18 protein-coding genes are annotated in these 17,696 nt (G+C 63.0%); 12 read left to right on the forward strand and 6 right to left on the reverse strand.

Annotation, left to right across the window (positions count from 1 at the left end; all coding sequences use genetic code 11):
• Positions 1-21 precede the first annotated feature (21 nt).
• Positions 22-927: an EamA family transporter gene (locus DXK50_RS08020; RefSeq protein WP_212629933.1), complete on the forward strand. Its 906-nt coding sequence runs from the start codon at positions 22-24 to the stop codon at positions 925-927.
• 110 nt (positions 928-1,037) lie between these two features.
• On the opposite strand, the gene DXK50_RS08025 is transcribed toward DXK50_RS08020, so the two are convergent.
• Positions 1,038-1,793 carry a FadR/GntR family transcriptional regulator gene (locus DXK50_RS08025; protein WP_161865183.1) on the reverse strand — a complete coding sequence of 252 codons (756 nt, stop codon included), beginning with the start codon at positions 1,791-1,793 and terminating at the stop codon, positions 1,038-1,040.
• A 99-nt stretch (positions 1,794-1,892) separates the two neighbouring features.
• Here DXK50_RS08025 and DXK50_RS08030 point away from each other — a divergent pair, with 99 nt between their 5' ends.
• Both DXK50_RS08030 and DXK50_RS08035 read left to right on the forward strand, forming a co-directional pair.
• Entirely contained in the window at positions 1,893-2,768 is an 876-nt protein-coding gene (locus tag DXK50_RS08030) for an aldose 1-epimerase (RefSeq protein ID WP_212629934.1), read from the forward strand.
• A 240-nt stretch (positions 2,769-3,008) separates the two neighbouring features.
• Entirely contained in the window at positions 3,009-3,230 is a 222-nt protein-coding gene (locus tag DXK50_RS08035) for a hypothetical protein (protein WP_161865185.1), read from the forward strand.
• Positions 3,231-3,320: 90 nt separating this feature from the next.
• Here DXK50_RS08035 and DXK50_RS08040 read toward each other — a convergent pair whose 3' ends face one another.
• The 4 genes from DXK50_RS08040 to purU form a co-directional block, all read right to left on the reverse strand.
• A complete protein-coding gene (locus tag DXK50_RS08040; RefSeq protein ID WP_212629935.1) occupies positions 3,321-4,805 on the reverse strand; it encodes a helicase HerA-like domain-containing protein in 1,485 nt (494 codons plus the stop codon).
• A gap of 224 nt (positions 4,806-5,029) precedes the next feature.
• A complete protein-coding gene (locus DXK50_RS08045; RefSeq protein ID WP_178101796.1) occupies positions 5,030-5,203 on the reverse strand; it encodes a hypothetical protein in 174 nt (57 codons plus the stop codon).
• A gap of 11 nt (positions 5,204-5,214) precedes the next feature.
• A complete protein-coding gene (locus DXK50_RS08050) occupies positions 5,215-5,640 on the reverse strand; it encodes a CBS domain-containing protein (protein WP_161865187.1) in 426 nt (141 codons plus the stop codon).
• Between the two features lie 45 nt (positions 5,641-5,685).
• Positions 5,686-6,537, reverse strand: coding sequence for a formyltetrahydrofolate deformylase (gene purU / locus DXK50_RS08055; protein WP_024309164.1), 852 nt, complete (start codon positions 6,535-6,537; stop codon positions 5,686-5,688).
• 294 nt (positions 6,538-6,831) lie between these two features.
• On the opposite strand from purU, the gene mvaT reads away from it, so the two are divergent.
• Positions 6,832-7,206: a histone-like nucleoid-structuring protein MvaT gene (gene mvaT / locus DXK50_RS08060; protein WP_212629936.1), complete on the forward strand. Its 375-nt coding sequence runs from the start codon at positions 6,832-6,834 to the stop codon at positions 7,204-7,206.
• A 241-nt stretch (positions 7,207-7,447) separates the two neighbouring features.
• On the opposite strand, the gene sbcB is transcribed toward mvaT, so the two are convergent.
• Positions 7,448-8,893 carry an exodeoxyribonuclease I gene (sbcB, locus tag DXK50_RS08065; protein WP_212629937.1) on the reverse strand — a complete coding sequence of 482 codons (1,446 nt, stop codon included), beginning with the start codon at positions 8,891-8,893 and terminating at the stop codon, positions 7,448-7,450.
• A gap of 181 nt (positions 8,894-9,074) precedes the next feature.
• On the opposite strand from sbcB, the gene DXK50_RS08070 reads away from it, so the two are divergent.
• The 8 genes from DXK50_RS08070 (at position 9,075) to DXK50_RS08105 (ending at position 17,583) form a co-directional block, all read left to right on the forward strand.
• A complete protein-coding gene (locus tag DXK50_RS08070) occupies positions 9,075-9,833 on the forward strand; it encodes a hypothetical protein (RefSeq protein WP_212629938.1) in 759 nt (252 codons plus the stop codon).
• Positions 9,834-9,922: 89 nt separating this feature from the next.
• Positions 9,923-10,648: an RDD family protein gene (locus tag DXK50_RS08075; protein ID WP_212629939.1), complete on the forward strand. Its 726-nt coding sequence runs from the start codon at positions 9,923-9,925 to the stop codon at positions 10,646-10,648.
• The gene (locus tag DXK50_RS08080) at positions 10,645-11,625 is read left to right on the forward strand and encodes a stage II sporulation protein M (RefSeq protein ID WP_024309168.1); all 981 of its coding nucleotides are present in this window, start codon (positions 10,645-10,647) and stop codon (positions 11,623-11,625) included. The genes DXK50_RS08075 and DXK50_RS08080 overlap by 4 nt, the downstream gene beginning before the upstream one ends.
• The gene (locus DXK50_RS08085; RefSeq protein ID WP_212629940.1) at positions 11,612-13,198 is read left to right on the forward strand and encodes a DUF4129 domain-containing protein; all 1,587 of its coding nucleotides are present in this window, start codon (positions 11,612-11,614) and stop codon (positions 13,196-13,198) included. Before DXK50_RS08080 ends, DXK50_RS08085 begins: the two co-directional genes overlap by 14 nt.
• Positions 13,195-14,385, forward strand: a complete 1,191-nt coding sequence (locus DXK50_RS08090; RefSeq protein WP_212629941.1) for a DUF4350 domain-containing protein — start codon at positions 13,195-13,197, stop codon at positions 14,383-14,385. Before DXK50_RS08085 ends, DXK50_RS08090 begins: the two co-directional genes overlap by 4 nt.
• A complete protein-coding gene (locus DXK50_RS08095) occupies positions 14,382-15,416 on the forward strand; it encodes an AAA family ATPase (RefSeq protein WP_024309171.1) in 1,035 nt (344 codons plus the stop codon). Before DXK50_RS08090 ends, DXK50_RS08095 begins: the two co-directional genes overlap by 4 nt.
• The gene (locus DXK50_RS08100) at positions 15,413-16,744 is read left to right on the forward strand and encodes a DUF58 domain-containing protein (protein ID WP_212629942.1); all 1,332 of its coding nucleotides are present in this window, start codon (positions 15,413-15,415) and stop codon (positions 16,742-16,744) included. The genes DXK50_RS08095 and DXK50_RS08100 overlap by 4 nt, the downstream gene beginning before the upstream one ends.
• A 257-nt stretch (positions 16,745-17,001) precedes the next feature.
• Positions 17,002-17,583, forward strand: a complete 582-nt coding sequence (locus DXK50_RS08105) for a superoxide dismutase (protein WP_003462535.1) — start codon at positions 17,002-17,004, stop codon at positions 17,581-17,583.
• The last annotated feature ends 113 nt before the right edge of the window (positions 17,584-17,696 follow it).

Raw genomic sequence — 17,696 nt, forward strand, 5'->3', positions numbered from 1 at the left:
GACAAGACAGGATTTTCCGTCATGCAAGGTTCCACCCCGTTTCCCCGTCACATCGCCGTACTGATCCTCGCGTCGCTGGCCTGCTCCTTTGCCGGCAACCATATCGCCGCGCGGATCGCCTTCGACTACGACACCGGACTGCTCCTGGCGATGCTCGCGCGCGCTGGCGTGACCCTCCTCGTGCTGGCCGCACTGGTGCTGTGGCGACGCGAGTCGTTGAAACTGGGGCGCGCCACCTGGGGCTGGCAGATTCTTCTGGGTCTGCTGATCGCCATTCAGAGCTTCTGTATCTACTCGGCCGTAGCGCGGATTCCAGTGGCGCTGGCGTTGCTGGTGGTGAACCTTTCACCCATTCTCCTGGCACTGCTCACCTGGGCGCTTGGTGGCCCGGCCCCGACGCGCCAGGCACTGGGGATCATGGGCATTATCCTGTTCGGCTTGGTACTGGTGCTCGACGTTCCGGGACGTCTGAGTAGCAGCGCTGCACCGGATGGCCAATGGATCACTGGAATTCTGTTCAGCCTGACCGCCGCAGCCGTATTCGCCGTCGCCCTGTGGATCACCGAGCATCGCCTCTCCAGCCTGGCCGGCTCGGTACGCAGCATGCTGACCCTGGCGGTGGTCTTCAGTGCTTCCACCCTGCTCGGCGCCAGCGGCCTGATTCCGGGTGGCCTGAGCCTGCCCAGTGCCAATATCGGCTGGATCGCGCTCGCCTGCCTGGTACTGCTGTATGGCGCCGCCTTTTCCACGCTGTTCATCTGCATGCCACGCTTGAACATCGCGCGTAACGCACCGGTGATGAATATGGAGCCTGTGGCCGGAATGGTCCTGGGCTGGCTGATTCTGGGCCAGGTATTGGCGGTTCTGCAGGTGGTGGGCGGCTTGATCGTGGTGGGAGGCATCGTCGCCCTCGCCTATCGCCGCTAGCAGCGCTTGGAGGCCACGAAAAGGCTACTGAGACGCTCATGCTCGGCCACTTTTTCTTACTCCCAAAACGCACTCGGCGGCCCAAGGCCGCCGAGTGTGCTCATCCGGCATCAGCCGTGCAACGCTTCGGCCTCGGCCGCTTCATGCGCCTGACGCAGGCGCTCGCGACTGTTGGTCAGGTGCAAGCGCATGGCCGCCCTCGCCGCCTCGGCGTCCTGACGGGCGATGGCTTCGAAAATCTGCTCGTGCTCACGGCCGAGGCGCGCCATGTAGTGCGCCTGGTCATCATGGGCCAGACGCGCAGAGTTGACCCGGGTGCGCGGAATGATGCTGGTCCCCAGATGACTGAGAATGTCGGTGAAATAGCGATTACCGGTAGCCTCGGCGATGCTCAGGTGGAAATGAAAGTCCGAGGACACCGCATCGCTGGCATGCGCCGCGCCTTCGTTGATGGCATCCAGTGCCTCGCGAATGGTCTTGAGCTGCGCGTCACTGCGGCGTGCAGCCGCCATCCCGGCAGACTCCACCTCGAGGCTGATGCGCAGCTCGAGAATGGCCAGCACGTCGCGCAAGGTGACGATGGTCGCAGGGTCGATGCGAAAACCGCTGGCACTGGGCGTGTCGAGCACGAAGGTGCCGATGCCGTGACGGGTTTCCACCAGGCCGGCCGCCTGCAATCGCGACAGGGCCTCGCGCACCACGGTACGGCTGACACCCTGCTCCTCCATGATCGCCGACTCCGTCGGCAGCTTCTCACCGCGCTTGATATGCCCATCGCGGATACGTTGCGACAGCTCGGCCACCAGCTCCTGAGCCAGGCTGCGGTGCTTGCGACGAGCACGAGGTTGAGCGTTTTGCATTTCCATGGTGGACGAATTCTCGACGTGAGGCTTTGCCGTAATGATAGCCCAGCAGTTGTACGATGACACTATGAATTCCCGACATTTACCGCCCCAGGAGCGCCAATGCCTACGACTCTGCTGACCCTGCGAGACAGCCTGACACAATTGACCCTCGCTCCGGAACTGGGCGCGAGTCTGGTCAACTGGGTTCGCCTAAGCGACGGGCGGGCGCTGCTGAGACATACCGACGAAACGGCGCTAGCCACCGCCAATCCCAGATGGCTGGCCTGCTACCCACTGCTGCCATGGTCCAATCGCATCGGTGGTGGCGGCTTCGATACACCTGCCGGATGGCAGCCACTGAGCGTCAATACCGATCACGACCCCTTGCCTATTCACGGCAGCGCCTGGCAACAGGCCTGGCGGGTAGTCGATGTGACATCCGACAGCGCAGGCCTGCTGCTCGATAGCCAATGGCCGTTTCCCTACCGCGCCACTCTGCACATTCAACTAACGGACGGCTGCCTGCGCCTGGCATTACAAGCCACCCATTTCGGCGAGCAACCCACCTGGTATGGTCTAGGTCTGCATCCTTATCTGCCACGCAATGCACATACGCAAATACAGGCAAAAGCCGGAGGCGTCTGGTTATGTGGCGAAGACAAACTTTCCAGTCAGTGGGTCGAATTGCCCCAGGCCTGGAACTTCAACGAGGCAAACTCTTTGCCGCAGCAACCGGTCGACAATGCCTTTACCCAATGGCCGGGCTACGCACGCATCATTCAGCAGGACGCCGGCTATCAACTCGTCTGCACAGCGCACGGCAGTGATACCTTTCTATTGTTCTGCCCGCAGGGGCAAAACTTTTTTTGTTTCGAGCCCGTGACCCATCCGGTCAATGCGCATCATCTACCGGAGCGTCCTGGGCTGCAGTTACTGGCTCCCGGGCAAAGTTGCCAGCTGAGTTTCAGCTTGCATTATCAGGTGCTGCCGGGTTGATCACTGGACATTCAGCGGGCGTTGGCGATAATACCGGCGAGTTGCACCGTGCAACTTTTTTCGCAAAAAAGTTACAAATAGATAAGTAGCGAAGAAATAGGAGGCAATGCAAAGCGCAAACTTTGCATCACTGTCTCCCTGCCTAGCAAAGCGAAGCCCCTTGATCGATCCCTGATCGTAGCAGTGAGACCAGGCGTTTCACGTGTCCTGTGGGTCGATCACAACATACAGGTAAAACACGTGACGAAAGACGAACTGCGCGCCGAACTCGAGCGCCAGGCGCAGCGTTACAAGGATGTATACGGCGGAGAAGTCATCACCTACGCCGCTCAACCGGACCCGGACCGCAAACCCTGGCGCAAGAAGCCCAGCCTGCTCGATCAGGCCTTCGATAAAGAAATCGAGAAGATCGAAAAAGAACGCCAGGAAAAACAGAACGCTGCCGACGAAGCCGCCAGCTAGCCAGCCCGCATACTCGAACACGCATGCGTAGGGCTGGGAAACCTGCCAGAACCCCTGGTCGGCTCCCCCAGCCCCATGGCTATGTCATCCCTAACGCTTCTTGCTGCCCATCAACGAACCCAGCAACCCTCGCACCAGTTGCCGGCCAAGCTGGTTAGCCGCCTGACGCAAGGCGCTTTTCATCGCCCCGCCAAGCAACTCGCCAGCCATCTGCCCCAACCCCTGCTCCGGCGCGCCAGCCTTGGCCCTGGTGCTCGATTGTGCAGGCGCCTCGGCGGTCGCCTTGGCGGCCCGCGCAGTGAGCAGCTCGTAGGCCGACTCGCGGTCGATGGGCTTGTCGTAACGCCCCGCCAGCGATGACTGGCGCACCAAAGACGCACGCTCGGAGTCACTGAGCGGACCGATACGCGACTGCGGCGGTGCGATGGCCACACGCTGGACCATGGCCGGCGTGCCCTTCTCCTCCAGGGTTGCGACCAGCGCTTCACCAATCCCCAACTCCGTGAGCACGCTCAGCGTGTTGAACGCCGGGTTCGGGCGAAAACCATCGGCCACGGCGCGCAGGGCCTTCTGCTCCTTGGCGGTGAAGGCGCGCAGGCCATGCTGGATGCGCAACCCCAACTGGGCCAGGACATCGTCCGGCAGATCGCCCGGCGACTGGGTGACGAAATACACCCCGACGCCCTTTGAGCGAATCAACCGCACCACTTGCTCCAGGCGCTCCTGCAAGGCCTTCGGCGTGCCCTGAAAAAGCAGGTGAGCCTCATCGAAGAACAGCGCCAGCACCGGCTTTTCGGCATCGCCACGCTCCGGCAACTGCTCGAACAGCTCGGCCAGCAGCCACAACAGAAAGGTCGCGTACACCTTGGGCGCTTCATGAACCAGGCGCGTGGCATCGAGCAGGTGCACTCGTCCTCGGCCATCGCGGTCAGGGTGCAACAGGTCTTCGAGTTGCAACGCCGGCTCGCCGAACAGCGCCTCGGCGCCCTGCTGCTCCAAACCAGCCAGACGGCGCAGCAACGCTTGTGCAGAGGTGCTGGTAAACAGCGCAGCGTCGTCCTCGAGTACCTGCGGGTTGTCCTTGAGGTAGCCGAGCAGCGCCTTCAGGTCCTTCAGATCGAGCAGGAGCAGACCTTCCCGATCCGCCACCTTGAACGCCGCATAAAGCGCCGCCTGCTGACTGTCGCTCAACTCGAGCAATGCGCCGAGCAACAACGGCCCCATCTCGCTGAGGGTGGTGCGCAAAGGGTGCCCGCTGCGTCCATGCACGTCCCACAGCGTCACCGGATAGGCCTGCGGTTGGTGATTCAGCCAGGGCATGCTGGCGATACGTTCGGCAATCTTGCCCTGCGGCGCACCGGCAGCACCGAGGCCACACAGATCGCCTTTGACATCGGCAGCGAACACCGCCACCCCGGCATCACTGAAGGTCTCGATCAAGCGCTGCAGGGTCACCGTCTTGCCAGTGCCGGTGGCGCCGGCAACAAGGCCGTGACGATTGCCCAGACGTAGCGGCTGCCCTACCGCGTGGCCGTCACCGCCGGCACCCAATACGAACTGCGAACTCAAAGGCATCTTGCCATCCCCTGAAAGCTTGACTGCAGGTTTGCCGTGACCGGCCGCGAAAGGACCTCAAGCGCAGCCGTGGAATACAAGACTGGATGCAGAGGCACGCGGACGCAAGATCACCGGTGCAGAAATCTGCCGCCTCAATGATCGCGCTAGCGCGAGCGCTTCATGCGGCGTAGAGCAGTCCCCTCTATACATGACGAAGGGCGCCACAGCGCCCTTTTCGTTCGTCACTCCTCGGTCTTGGTCTCCTGCCGTTCCTGCAACTGTCGCCACAACTCAGCCGCCTCGGCGAACTCGGTACCGTCCTCGTCGCTCAGAGCGTCCGGGTCGAAACGTCGCACGCAACCTTCGCCCAACGTCGGTGGTGCCTTTGAGGTCGCCTTGTCCAGTGGATCGCTCATCGATGGGGTCCTCAGCCGATACTTAGCTCGCCCTGCTCGTGCTGGGCGAATTCCTTGACCGCGCGCAGCACGTCATGGCGGCTGATCTGCCCGACCAGACGACCATTCTCGATCACTGGCATGCGCCGGCGACGGCCCCGCAGAAAACGTTCCGACAGCTCGATGATGTCCGCTTCCGGGCTGACCGTCTCCACCGCGGTGGTCATATAGGTACTGACGGTGCCGCCGACCGCCTCGTAGTAGGCGCCGGAGAGAATGCCACGCAAGCAGTCGCCCTCCGACAGCAGGCCGATCAGGTGGCCTTGGGAGTCGACCACCGGAGCACCGGAAATCCGGTGTTCCAGCAGCCGATTGATGGCAGTGAACAGATCGGTATCCGATCGGAACGTCACCAGATGGCGAGTCATGTAATCGCGCACCTTGATGGACTTGAGCATGGGCATTCTCCTCTGACGTACATCGGGCCGGCCCACGCAGCAAGATCAGTCGAACACCACCGTCTTGTTGTCGTGTACCAGCACTCGGTCTTCCAAGTGATAGCGTAGCCCACGCGCCAGAACCATCTTCTCCACGTCCTTGCCCAGGCGCACCATTTCCTCGATATCGTCGCGATGCGTAACGCGGACTACATCCTGTTCGATGATCGGACCAGCATCCAGTTCTTCGGTTACGTAATGAGATGTTGCACCGATCAGTTTCACGCCCCGCAGCGAGGCCTGGTGGTAGGGCTTGGCGCCGACGAAGGACGGCAGGAAGCTGTGATGAATGTTGATCACACGCTGGGCAAACTCGGCGCACAGCGCCGGCGGCAGGATCTGCATGTAGCGCGCCAGAACGATGACATCGGCCCGATGCTCCTTGACCAGACGCTCCACCTCGGCGAAGGCCGGAGCCTTGTCCGCAGGGTCGACGGGCACATGGAAGTAGGGAATGCCATGCCATTCGACCATGCTGCGCAGATCGTCATGGTTGGCGATCACGCAGGGGATCTCGCAATCCAGTTCATTGCTGTGCCAGCGGTGCAGCAGATCGGCGAGACAGTGCGATTCACGACTGGCCATCAGCACCACGCGTTTCTTCTGCGCCGAATCGGTAATGCGCCACTCCATCGAGAATTCGCGCGCGATGGGAGAGAACGCCTGCTTGAAACCATCGAGATCGAACGGCAGGGAGTCCGCACGAATTTCGTGACGCATGAAGAACCAGCCGGTCTGCGTATCGGAGTGATGACTGGCTTCGGTAATCCAACCGTTATAGGTGGCGAGAAAATTACTGACTTTGGCAACGATGCCGACGCGGTCGGGGCAGGAAATCACCAATCTGAACGTGCGCATAACTAAGGTCCCAATGGCAACGCATAAAGCCGACCATTCTAGCGGCATACGCGTAAAACTGCAGTAGGCGAAGCCGTTCGGGCGCGCGTTGAGCCGCATAGATAACGCACTATTGTAGAGCAGTGAAAACTTCCCGGGCGTTTGCAACAACCGATTTAATTCACTGCCGATGGACACAAAGGGTTGCATTGCACTGCAGCAATTTTATGGGCCGCTGTTTACTTGTTATTAGTGCCTGACTATTATTAGGCCACTGTTGACTACCACAGACTTATTCACGCCAAGGTAATGCCCATGTCGCTGATCAATGAATACCGCGCTACAGAAGAAGCCATCAAAGAACTGCAAGAGCGCCTGAAGAACCTGTCGCAAGACGACAAGCTGAAGAAAGAGCTGGAATTCGAAGGCAAGCTGCGCACCCTGATGGGCGAATATCAGAAGTCGCTGCGCGACATCATTGCTCTGCTCGACCCTGAAGCCAAAACCGGCAAGGGCGCTCGCGCAGCCAAGCCTGCCGCTACCAAACGTGCGCGCAAGATCAAGCAGTACAAGAACCCGCACAGCGGCGAAGTGATCGAAACCAAAGGCGGCAACCACAAGACCCTGAAAGAGTGGAAAGCCAAGTGGGGCTCCGACGTAGTCGAAGGTTGGGCCACACTGCTGGGCTAACGCCATAGCGACGTCACAAGACGCCAGCCATGCTGGCGTTTTTTATTGCCCATAGTTTTTTGTGCCTTGAGCAGAAAACAGCTTCGGCGCAATTCCCTACACTGAGTATTGCTACTCAATGGGCGACGCCGATCATGTACTGAGCGCGGCAATAAGGTGGGCCAGCAAAAAGTTCCCGATGCCTACACTTTTCTTACCGATAACTGACGAACGTGATGACGTTCCCCACCCTGGCAAGGCATCAGCTACCGGTTGAAGTCACAGCCAAACGCGTTTGCAGCTCATCGGCATAGGTTTGCCACTGCTGCAGAAGTAGCAACTGCTGCGCATTGCAATCCGCACACAGCTGCTGGAGCGCAGCACGAAATTGCGCCAGCGTATTGGGAGCGCCGAACTCCGGATCGCTCAGGCGCTGCCGGCAGAATTCCATCCAGCGCTGACGTTCGACAGATGACAAACTGTCAGGAAAGTTGCGCGCGCGATAACGAAACAACAACTCCGGTAACCGCTCATCATCGAATGGCCATTTGTCGCTGGCCAATGCCTGAGGCAGTGCGCTTCGCACCTGCTCGCACAAACGCCGGTCACGATCGCCAATAAAGCCATCGTAGAGCTGTTGCTCCGGGTCACTGCTGCCGGCGAAGGATTCTTCGCGGTAAATGGCGGTCAGCTTGTCCTGCCATAGCGACTGAGCGCCCTTCAGAACCTCGGCATTGCGCTCGCAAATCGACCATTCCAGTTGCAGACGCTGCCGATCCGTATCACGCAGCACGGACAAAGGGGCCACGACCGGACAGCGGTTGATATGCAGCAATTTCAATGGCACCGGCGCCTCGCCCTCGGCGAGGTCTTCACGGCGCGTGTAGAGACGGCTGCGAAGTACCTCGGCATCCAGGTCCAGCAAGGGCGAGGGATCGGCCTGCAGGTCGCAGACGATCAGTGCGTTGCGATTGCGCGGATGCCATGCCAACGGCAGCACGGGCGCCAGGTAGTGGCGCGCCGCGGAAAAGCGTCCGGAAACGTGCAGCACAGGCTGCAACAGACGAATCTGATCCATGACCCGCTGCTTGCTGCGCAGTTGATAGAGGAAATCGTAGAGCCGTGGCTGCCGATCACGCAGCAGGCGCGCCAGGCAGATGGTCGCGCGCACATCGGACAATGCATCGTGGGCCTGGCCGTGAGCGATGCCGTTGGCCTGGGTCAGCCGCTCCAGCTTGAGCGATACGCGCCCGTCCTCCTCGGGCCACTCGATACCCTCGGGGCGCAGCGCGTAGGCGGTACGCACCAGATCGATCAGGTCCCAGCGACTGTTGCCGCCCTGCCATTCGCGCGCGTAAGGGTCGAAGAAGTTGCGATAGAGGCTGTAGCGCGTCACTTCGTCATCGAAACGCAGGCTGTTATAGCCGGCGCCGCAGGTACCGGGTGCCGACAGCTCGGCATGCACGCGGGTCATGAACTCGCCCTCGTCCAACCCCAGCTGCTGCAAACGCTGCGGATCGATACCGGTTACCAGGCAGGCGGCCGGGTGCGGCAGGATATCCTCGCTGGGCCGGCAATAGATGTTCAGCGGCTCGCCGATCTCGTTCAGCGCCTCGTCGGTACGGATGCCCGCCACCTGCAACGGACGATCACAACGCGGGTTGATCCCGGTGGTCTCGTAGTCGTACCAGAAGATGCTGGAAGTCATTGGCGGCTCCGTACCCAAGGCAAAATTGCCGGCAGTCTATCATCCGCTTTCCGACTCGCCGTCACGGGCAAAAGCATGAACCAGCGCACAGGCTCCGCATGACCGGACGCGCTGCACTGTCAGAAAAATGCTGTAACCATTAGCATTGGTGCCCCTCTCCACTCTCTACAAGGATGCAGCCATGAGTGACGCGATCACCCCCAATCCCTACGCCGCCCCTACCAGCAATCTTCAGCATTCGCCTCAAGGTAGTGCACCGAGCATCGAAGAAGCTCTGGCACGCGGTTATGACTTCAGCATCGGTGAACTGCTGAGCGAGTCGTGGAGCAAGGTCAAGGGCACCAAAGGCATCATCATCGGCGGTTTCCTGGTGTTCTACGTGGTGCTGCTGGCTGCCACCTTCATCCTCGGCGGCGTGGTGGGCATCTTCGGCGCGATGAGCGACAGCATCGCCCTGATGTTCATCGGTGAAATCCTGATTTCGCTGCTGGCCTCGGCCCTGGCCTACCCCTTCATGGCCGGCATCAACATGGTCGGCATTCGCCGTGCCGCCGATCAGCCGCTGAGCTTCAACGAGATTTTCAGCCACTTCGGCCGCACCGTGCCGCTGATCATCACCGCCGTGGTGATGATGCTGCTGATCTACCTAGGCATGATCCTGCTGCTGATCCCCGGCATCTACCTGGGCGTCGCCTATCTGCTGGCCGTGCCGCTGGTGGTCGAGCGCGGCCTGTCGCCCTGGCAGGCCCTGGAAGCCTCGCGCAAGGCCATCACCCAGCATTGGTTCAAGGTCTTCGGCCTGTTCATCGTGCTCGGTCTGATCGTCATGGTCAGCGCCATCCCGCTGGGCATCGGTCTGGTGTGGAGCATTCCGCTGATGGTCGTGGCCATGGGCGTGCTCTATCGCACCATCTTCGGCGTGCTGCCGGCCGCTCAATAAACCGACGTCACTCGGGCCAGCTCGCTGGCCCGGTTGCGTTCGTGGCCCGCTGCTCGCTAGCATCGGGCTTTCCTTGATGCAGTCCGCCGATGCCTTCACGCTCAAGCGCCAGCCTTCCGTCCACCCAGCCGCCCCTGGATACCCGCTATCAGGTCGAAACGCCGGAAGGCATCGATCTGCATCTGCGACCGGCCGGGCTGGTACCTCGCGCCCTGGCGTTCGCCATCGACCTGGCCATTCGCGGCCTGATTCTCGCCCTGATGTTCATCGTCCTCGGCCTGCTCGGCCAGTTCGGCATGGGTCTGGGCACCATCCTGCTGTTTCTCGTGACCTGGTGGTACATGGTGCTGTTCGAAGTGCTCAACCAGGGGCGCTCCCCCGGCAAGCAGATGCTCGGCCTGCGCGTGGTGCACGATGACGGCACGCCCATCGGTTGGGCTGCCTCGCTGACGCGCAATCTGCTGCGCTTCGTCGATATCCTGCCGTTCGGCTATACCCTGGGCATCATCAGTTGCCTGAACCATCCGGCGTTCAAGCGTCTCGGCGATATCGCCGCCGGCACGCTGGTGGTGTATCGCGACGCGCCGCTGAGCAAACCGCAGCTGGCCGAGGCCGAACCGCTACCCGCGCCCTTCCCGCTCAGCCTCGGCGAGCAACGCGCCATCCTCGGTTTCGCCGAACGTGGCAGCCAGTTGTCCGCAGCCCGCAGAGCGGAGCTGGCGGCGCTGCTGGCCGAACCGCTGCAGGTGCCTGCCGAGCAGGCCGAACCACGCCTCAATGGCATCGCCCGTGGCCTGCTGGGGAATGCCCCGTGAAGCAGAGTCTGTTCGAAAGTCGTCATCAGCCGGACTGGGATGCCTTCAATAGCCAACTCGATGCACTCGAGCGCGGCAAGGCCGATGCGCAGACCTGCCAAAGCTTCGCCGCTCGCTACCGCCAGCTCTGTCAGCATCTGGCCCTGGCCCAGGCCCGCGGTTACAGCAGCCACCTGATCGACCAGCTGCAGCAGCTGGCGATGCGTGGCCACCAGCAGTTCTACCGTCATCGCAGCCATCTCGGCGCGCAGATGATCCGCTTTCTGTTCGGCGGTTTTCCGCGCCTGGTACGTAGCGAATGGCGCAGCGTCTGCGTCGCCAGCCTGCTGTTCTTCGGCAGCCTGGCCCTGATGGGGCTGCTGACCTACCTCTATCCCGAACTGATATTCAGCCTGGTCAGCCCCGATCAGGTCAGCGAAATGGAGCGTATGTACGATCCCGACGCGCGCCGCCTCGGCCGCTTCAGCGAACGAGGCTCCGGTGATGACTGGGTGATGTTCGGCTTCTACATCATGAACAACATCGGCATCGCCTTTCAGACCTTCGCCAGCGGCCTGCTGCTGGGCCTTGGCAGCCTGTTCTTCCTGTTGTTCAACGGCCTGATGATCGGCGCTGTGGCGGGCCACCTGACGCGCATCGGCTACGGCGAGCCGTTCTGGTCATTCGTCATCGGCCATGGCGCCTTCGAGCTGACCGCCATCGCCCTGGCCGGCGCGGCAGGCTTCAAGCTCGGCTGGGCGCTGCTCGCCCCCGGCCGCCTGCCCCGCGGCGAGGCCCTGCGCCTGGCAGCCGGCAAAGCGATCCAACTGGTCTGCGGGGTGATCCTGTTCCTGCTGCTGGCCGCCTTCATCGAAGCGTTCTGGTCATCCACCACCTTCGCCAGCCCGAACATCAAGTACATCGTCGGTGCCGGCCTCTGGGTGCTGGTACTGAGCTATCTGCTGCTGGCCGGGCGGAGGCAGCATGCGCCTGACTGAAGCCAGCGTGGCCATTCGCCCGCGCAGCGCCTGGGAGGCCATCGACCTCGGCGTGCTGCTCGCCCGTCGTCACGCCGGCCTGCTGATGGCCAGCTGGGCGCTGATCACCCTGCCGCTGTTCGCCCTGCTCTGCGCCCTGCTCTGGCAGTATCCGGGCTGGGCCATCTTCCTGTTCTGGTGGCTCAAACCCGCCTATGAGCGGCTGCCGCTGTACATTCTTTCGCAGGCGCTGTTCGGCAACACGCCTTCGCTGAAGCAATCTTTGCGCGCACTGCCGAAACTGCTGTGGCCACAGTTGCTGGCCAGCCTGACCTGGCGCCGTCTGAGCCCGACACGCAGCTTCGATCTGCCCGTGCTGCAGCTCGAAGGCCTGTCCGGCCAGGCGCGCAGCCAGCGTCTGGTAGTGCTCGGCCAGCGCGACAGCGCCGCCGCTACCTGGCTGACGCTGGTCGGTGTGCACCTGGAAATCGCGTTGTGGATGGGCCTGATCGCCCTGTTCTACCTGATGCTGCCGCAGCAGGTGGAGCTGGACTGGACCTGGGAAAGCCTGATCGCCGCCAGCAGCGGCCAGTGGCTGTGGCTGGAGCACCTGTCCAACCTGCTTTACGTGCTGCTGCTTATCCTCTGGGAACCGGTCTACGTCGCCTGCGGTTTCACCCTCTATCTCAATCGCCGTACCGCACTGGAAGCCTGGGATATCGAGCTGACCTTCCGCCGTCTGCGCCAGCGCCTGACCGGCAGCGCCTACGCCCTGCTACTTGGATGCTCCCTGTTGCTGACGCAACTGCCAGGCGATGTCTGGGCCGACATGCCGCCGATCGTCAGCGAAGAGGTTGAGCAGACCGACGCGCAAGGTCCCGACGCCCCGCGCATGCTCAAGCAGCCGCTGACCAGCCAGGCCGCGCGTGAAAGCATCGAAGCGCTGCTCGACGAGCCGCCCTTCCAGCATCGCGAAACCGTCACACGCTGGCGTCTGGGCGAAGAGAAGCCCGCAGAAGACCCCAAACCGGAAGACGTCGAAGCCTTCCTCGACATGCTCAAGAACCTGCTCAAGCTGGGCGAATGGTGGAAGAGCCTGGATGTCGTTGCGCAAATCTTCGAAGTGTTGCTGTGGGCGGCGCTGGCTGCGTTGCTGGCCTTCATCCTGTGGCGCTATCGTGAGTGGCTGCAGGCCTTTGGCGACCGCATCGGCCTACCGACGCGGCGCCGGCCGGTAGCACCGCAACAGCTCTTTGGCCTTGAGCTGGCCCCGGAGAGCCTGCCCGACGATGTCGCCAGCGAAGCCGAGCGGCTCTGGGCCGAACAACCGCGCGCTGCGCTCGGCCTGCTCTACCGCGCCCTGCTCAGCCGCCTGCTGCATGAACACCGCCTGCCGCTGAAGCAGTCGCACACCGAAGGGGAAGTGCTGCACCTGGTCGCAGGCCTTGGGCAGCAGAACCTGGAAGATTACAGTCGCCTGCTCACCCAGCACTGGCAGGCGCTGGCCTATGGTCACCGCCTACCCGCCGAATCGCTGCGTCAGGGCCTGTGTCAGGGTTGGCGTAGCCTGTTCGGCCAGGAGCGTGCGACATGAGTCGGCGCGCCGGATTCATCCTCGCCATGGCCCTGCTGTTGGCGGTTGGACTGATCGCCAGTTACGTGCTGGGCAAGCTCGAACCTTACGAAGACGTGATCGAGCACGGCCCTGCCCCCGAGGTTGCCAGCAGCCCCTACCTGGCCGCTGAACATTTCCTGCGCAAGCAGAGCATCGCCGCGCGCCGCGCCGAAGGTCTGGACGTGCTCGACGGCCTGCCCAGCGAGGGCCAGACCCTGATGCTGCTGGCCGACCGTGGCAACATGACGCCGCGCCAGGTCGAGCGCGTGCTGCAATGGACGGCCAATGGCGGTCACCTGCTGTTCATCGCCGAACGCCTGTGGGACGAAGAGGAAGGCAAGAGCGGCGACCTGCTGCTCGACTTGCTCGGCATCCAGCAGTACATGAGCGACGAGCTGGACGACGAAGAGACCAGCGAGACCCAGGCGGAAAACGGGCAGAACGAAGAGCAGCAGGCCTACCCGCAGCTCACCAAGCTCTACCTGGAGAATGAGCAGGCGCCGGCCTATATCGCCTTCGACACCGACTTCCACCTGTACGACGCGCAGAACCGCGCCCACGCCTGGGCCAATAGCGAAGCTGCCACGCATTTGCTGCAGCTGTACCACGGCGACGGCCTGATCACCGTGCTGAGCGACCCGTGGATCTGGCAGAACCGCAACATCAACGAATACGACCATGCCTGGCTGCTCTGGTACCTTAGCCAGGACAGCGCCGTGACCCTGCTCTACCACGCCGACAGCGATGGTCTGGCGCGCCTGCTGCTGCGCCATTTCCCGCTGGCCTTGCTGGTTCTGGCCCTGCTGATCATCGCCACCCTGTGGCACGTCGGCATGCGCCACGGCCCGCTGCAGGCACCGGCCAGCCGAGCACGGCGTCAGCTCGAGGAACACCTGCGCGGCAGCGCCGACTTCCTCCTCCGTCGCAGTGGCCAGCACAGTCTGCTCAAGGGCCTGCAACAGGACATCAACCGCCGTGCCCGCCGCCGCTACCCCGGCTTCGAGAAGCTCGCGGTCGCCGATCAGTGGCAGGTGCTCGGTCGCCTGACCCGCCTGCCCGCCAAGGACATCAGCCAGGCCATGCGCCCATTGCCGCCGCAACGCCTGTCCGCCAGTGACTTCACCCGCCAGGTCGCCCACCTGCAAACCCTCAGGAATGCCTTATGAGCGAGATCCCCGAGAACGATAACCTGCCGGTGCAGGAAACCCCGAGCGCCGCGCCGAGCAACCCGCAAGCGCAGCAACGCCAGCGCGCCAGCCAACTGGCCCAGGCCCTGCGCGCCGAGCTGCGCAAGGCCGTGATCGGCCAGAGCGCGGTGATCGATGACGTGCTCACCGCCTTGCTCGCCGGCGGCCACGTGCTGGTCGAGGGGGTACCGGGCCTGGGCAAGACCCTGCTGGTACGCGCCCTGGCGCGCTGCTTCGGCGGCGAGTTCGCGCGCATTCAGTTCACCCCGGACCTGATGCCCAGCGATGTCACCGGCCATGCCGTGTACGACATGCAGAGCGAGCAGTTCAAGCTGCGTAAGGGCCCGGTGTTCACCAACCTGCTGCTGGCCGACGAGATCAACCGTGCGCCGGCCAAGACCCAGGCCGCGCTGCTGGAAGTGATGCAGGAACGCCAGGTGACCCTGGAAGGTCGCGCCCTGCCGGTGCAGTTGCCGTTCATGGTGCTGGCGACCATGAACCCGATCGAGCAGGAAGGCACCTACCCGCTGCCGGAAGCCGAGCTGGACCGCTTCATGCTCAAGCTGCGCATGGATTATCCGCAGCAGGACGAAGAATTGAACATGGTGCGCCAGGTGACCCGTTCGGCCAAGGCCGACATGCTCGAAGTCAGCCCGCTGCGTACCCTGTTGCAGGCCAAGGACGTGCTGGCACTGCAGAAGATCGCCAGCGACCTGCCTCTGGACGACCAGGTGCTCGATTACGCCGTACGCCTGGCCCGTGCTACCCGCAGCTGGCCGGGCCTGGCCATGGGCGCCGGGCCGCGCGCCTCCATCGCCCTGGTGCGCGGCGCCCGTGCCCGCGCGCTGCTGCGTGGTGGCGACTTCGTCCTGCCGGATGACATCAAGAGCTGCGCTCTGGCCGTGCTGCGCCATCGCGTACGTCTGGCGCCGGAGCTGGACATCGAAGGCCTGTCGGTGGATCAGGTTCTGCAACAGTTGCTCGATCAGGTGCCGGCGCCACGCCTATGAAACCTTCGCGCCTGCTCCTCGGGCTGCTCGGCGGCCTGTTCGCCGCTGCCGTGCTGCTTGGCGCCCTGCCCCTGCTCGGCATTCGTCTGGCAGACAGCCTGTTGCCGCTGGCCTGGGGCCTGTTGCTGGCCTTGCTGCTGATCGCCGCCGTCGATGCCTTGTGGCTGCGCCGCCAGCGCTCGCCGCGTCTGGAGCGCGTACTGCCCGGCAATCTGCCGCTGGGGCGCTGGAGCGAGGTGCAACTGATCGCCCATCACGACTTCGCTCAGACACAGGAAATCGAGGTCTTCGATCATGTACCTGAAGGCATGGCCTTCGACTTCCTGCCGCAACGCATCACCCTGCACCCCGGCCAGCAGACGCGCGTCAACTATCGCCTCAAGCCGCTGATCCGCGGACACTTCCATTTCGCCCAGTGCGAGCTGCAACTGCCCAGCCCGCTGCGCCTGTGGCAGGCCAGGCGCCTGCTACCGCTGGCTGACGAGAGCCGCGTCTACCCGGACTTCGCTCGCCTCTATGGCGCGCAGCTCAAGGCCGTGGACGACTGGCTGAGCCAACTGGGCGTGCGCCAGCGCCCGCGCCGCGGCCTGGGCCTGGAGTTTCACCAGCTGCGCGAATTTCGTGATGGCGACACCCTGCGCCAGATCGACTGGAAGGCCACCGCGCGCAAGCGCACGCCCATCGCTCGCGAATACCAGGACGAGCGCGATCAGCAGATCGTCTTTTTGCTCGATTGCGGCCGGCGCATGCGCAGCCAGGACGACGAGCTGTCGCACTTCGACCATGCTCTCAATGCCTGCCTGCTGCTCAGTTACGTGGCACTGCGCCAGGGCGATGCCGTCGGCCTGGCGACCTTCGCCGGCAACCAGTCGCGTTACCTGGCGCCGGTCAAGGGCCCTGCACAGTTGAACGTGCTGCTCAATGCCGTCTATGACCTCGACACCAGCCAGCAACCGGCCGACTTCAGCGCTGCTGCCGACTTGCTGCTGGCGCGTCAGCGCCGCCGCTCGCTGGTGGTATTGGTGACCAACCTGCGCGACGAGGACGATCAGGACCTGCTCGCCGCCGTGCGTCGCCTGTCGCGCCAGCACCGCGTGCTGATCGCCAGCCTGCGCGAGGAAGCGCTGGACCGCCTGCGCCAGACGCCCGTGGAGCAATTCGACCAGGCCCTGGCCTACTGCGGCACGCTCGACTACCTCAACGCCCGCGCCGATCTGCATGATCGCCTCGCTGCGCATGAGGTGCCGGTGCTCGACGCACGTCCGGGCGAGCTGGGGCCTGAGCTGGTGAGCAGTTATCTGGCCTGGAAAAAAGCCGGCGCGCTGTAAAGGCAACTGCTGGCGCGCACGATGGTCGAAGCCATTGTCGCAGAGGCCCTGGCTCCGGCTTTTCCACACAGATGCTGCGTGGTTATGGCCGTGGCCCGGTGCTATGATCCCGAGTCTGCGGCGCAAAGAGTAAAAACTCGACGCCGCTTAGAGTGGTGTTTGCAGGACGGCTCTCGCAGCCAATTGTAAACGCCCTCCACGGGCCGCCCGTGATCGGCCTGGCGCATATCGCACACGACCTGAGTAGGAGATAGACCATGGCTTTTGAATTGCCGCCGCTGCCTTACGAAAAGAATGCTCTCGAGCCGCACATTTCCGCCGAGACCCTCGAATTCCACCACGACAAGCACCACAACACCTATGTCGTGAACCTGAACAACCTGGTGCCGGGCACCGAGTTCGAAGGCAAGAGCCTGGAAGAGATCGTCAAGACTTCCTCGGGCGGCATCTTCAACAACGCCGCTCAGGTGTGGAACCACACCTTCTACTGGAACTGCCTGTCGCCGAACGGCGGTGGCCAGCCCACCGGCGCCCTGGCTGACGCCATCAACGCTGCCTTCGGTTCCTTCGACAAGTTCAAGGAAGAGTTCAGCAAGGTCTCCATCGGCACCTTCGGTTCCGGCTGGGGCTGGCTGGTGAAGAAAGCTGACGGTTCCCTGGCCCTGGCCAGCACCATCGGCGCCGGCTGCCCGCTGACCAGCGGCGACACTCCGCTGCTGACCTGCGACGTCTGGGAACACGCCTACTACATCGACTACCGCAACCTGCGTCCGAAGTACGTCGAGGCGTTCTGGAACCTGGTCAACTGGGACTTCGTGGCCCAGAACTACGCGGCCTGAGTCCAAGCCTCGTAATACGAAACCCGGCCCATGTGGCCGGGTTTTTTCGTTCCCGCGCCTGAACTGGCGCCTCCAGCAGCGATGCGGCGAACATCGCCATCTCCGTGCCGTCG

This window comes from Pseudomonas sp. KB-10, assembly GCF_018221585.1.
Lineage (GTDB): Bacteria > Pseudomonadota > Gammaproteobacteria > Pseudomonadales > Pseudomonadaceae > Aquipseudomonas > Aquipseudomonas yangonensis.

Excerpts from the sequence above, each read along its gene's own strand:
- DXK50_RS08020 (WP_212629933.1), top strand. The coding sequence starts at position 22 with ATGCAAGGTTCCACCCCGTTTCCCCGTCACATCGCCGTACTGATCCTC.
- DXK50_RS08025 (WP_161865183.1), bottom strand. The coding sequence starts at position 1,793 with ATGGAAATGCAAAACGCTCAACCTCGTGCTCGTCGCAAGCACCGCAGC.
- DXK50_RS08030 (WP_212629934.1), top strand. The coding sequence starts at position 1,893 with ATGCCTACGACTCTGCTGACCCTGCGAGACAGCCTGACACAATTGACC.
- DXK50_RS08040 (WP_212629935.1), bottom strand. The coding sequence starts at position 4,805 with ATGCCTTTGAGTTCGCAGTTCGTATTGGGTGCCGGCGGTGACGGCCAC.
- DXK50_RS08045 (WP_178101796.1), bottom strand. The coding sequence starts at position 5,203 with ATGAGCGATCCACTGGACAAGGCGACCTCAAAGGCACCACCGACGTTG.
- DXK50_RS08050 (WP_161865187.1), bottom strand. The coding sequence starts at position 5,640 with ATGCTCAAGTCCATCAAGGTGCGCGATTACATGACTCGCCATCTGGTG.
- purU (WP_024309164.1), bottom strand. The coding sequence starts at position 6,537 with ATGCGCACGTTCAGATTGGTGATTTCCTGCCCCGACCGCGTCGGCATC.
- mvaT (WP_212629936.1), top strand. The coding sequence starts at position 6,832 with ATGTCGCTGATCAATGAATACCGCGCTACAGAAGAAGCCATCAAAGAA.
- sbcB (WP_212629937.1), bottom strand. The coding sequence starts at position 8,893 with ATGACTTCCAGCATCTTCTGGTACGACTACGAGACCACCGGGATCAAC.
- DXK50_RS08070 (WP_212629938.1), top strand. The coding sequence starts at position 9,075 with ATGAGTGACGCGATCACCCCCAATCCCTACGCCGCCCCTACCAGCAAT.
- DXK50_RS08075 (WP_212629939.1), top strand. The coding sequence starts at position 9,923 with ATGCCTTCACGCTCAAGCGCCAGCCTTCCGTCCACCCAGCCGCCCCTG.
- DXK50_RS08085 (WP_212629940.1), top strand. The coding sequence starts at position 11,612 with ATGCGCCTGACTGAAGCCAGCGTGGCCATTCGCCCGCGCAGCGCCTGG.
- DXK50_RS08090 (WP_212629941.1), top strand. The coding sequence starts at position 13,195 with ATGAGTCGGCGCGCCGGATTCATCCTCGCCATGGCCCTGCTGTTGGCG.
- DXK50_RS08095 (WP_024309171.1), top strand. The coding sequence starts at position 14,382 with ATGAGCGAGATCCCCGAGAACGATAACCTGCCGGTGCAGGAAACCCCG.
- DXK50_RS08100 (WP_212629942.1), top strand. The coding sequence starts at position 15,413 with ATGAAACCTTCGCGCCTGCTCCTCGGGCTGCTCGGCGGCCTGTTCGCC.
- DXK50_RS08105 (WP_003462535.1), top strand. The coding sequence starts at position 17,002 with ATGGCTTTTGAATTGCCGCCGCTGCCTTACGAAAAGAATGCTCTCGAG.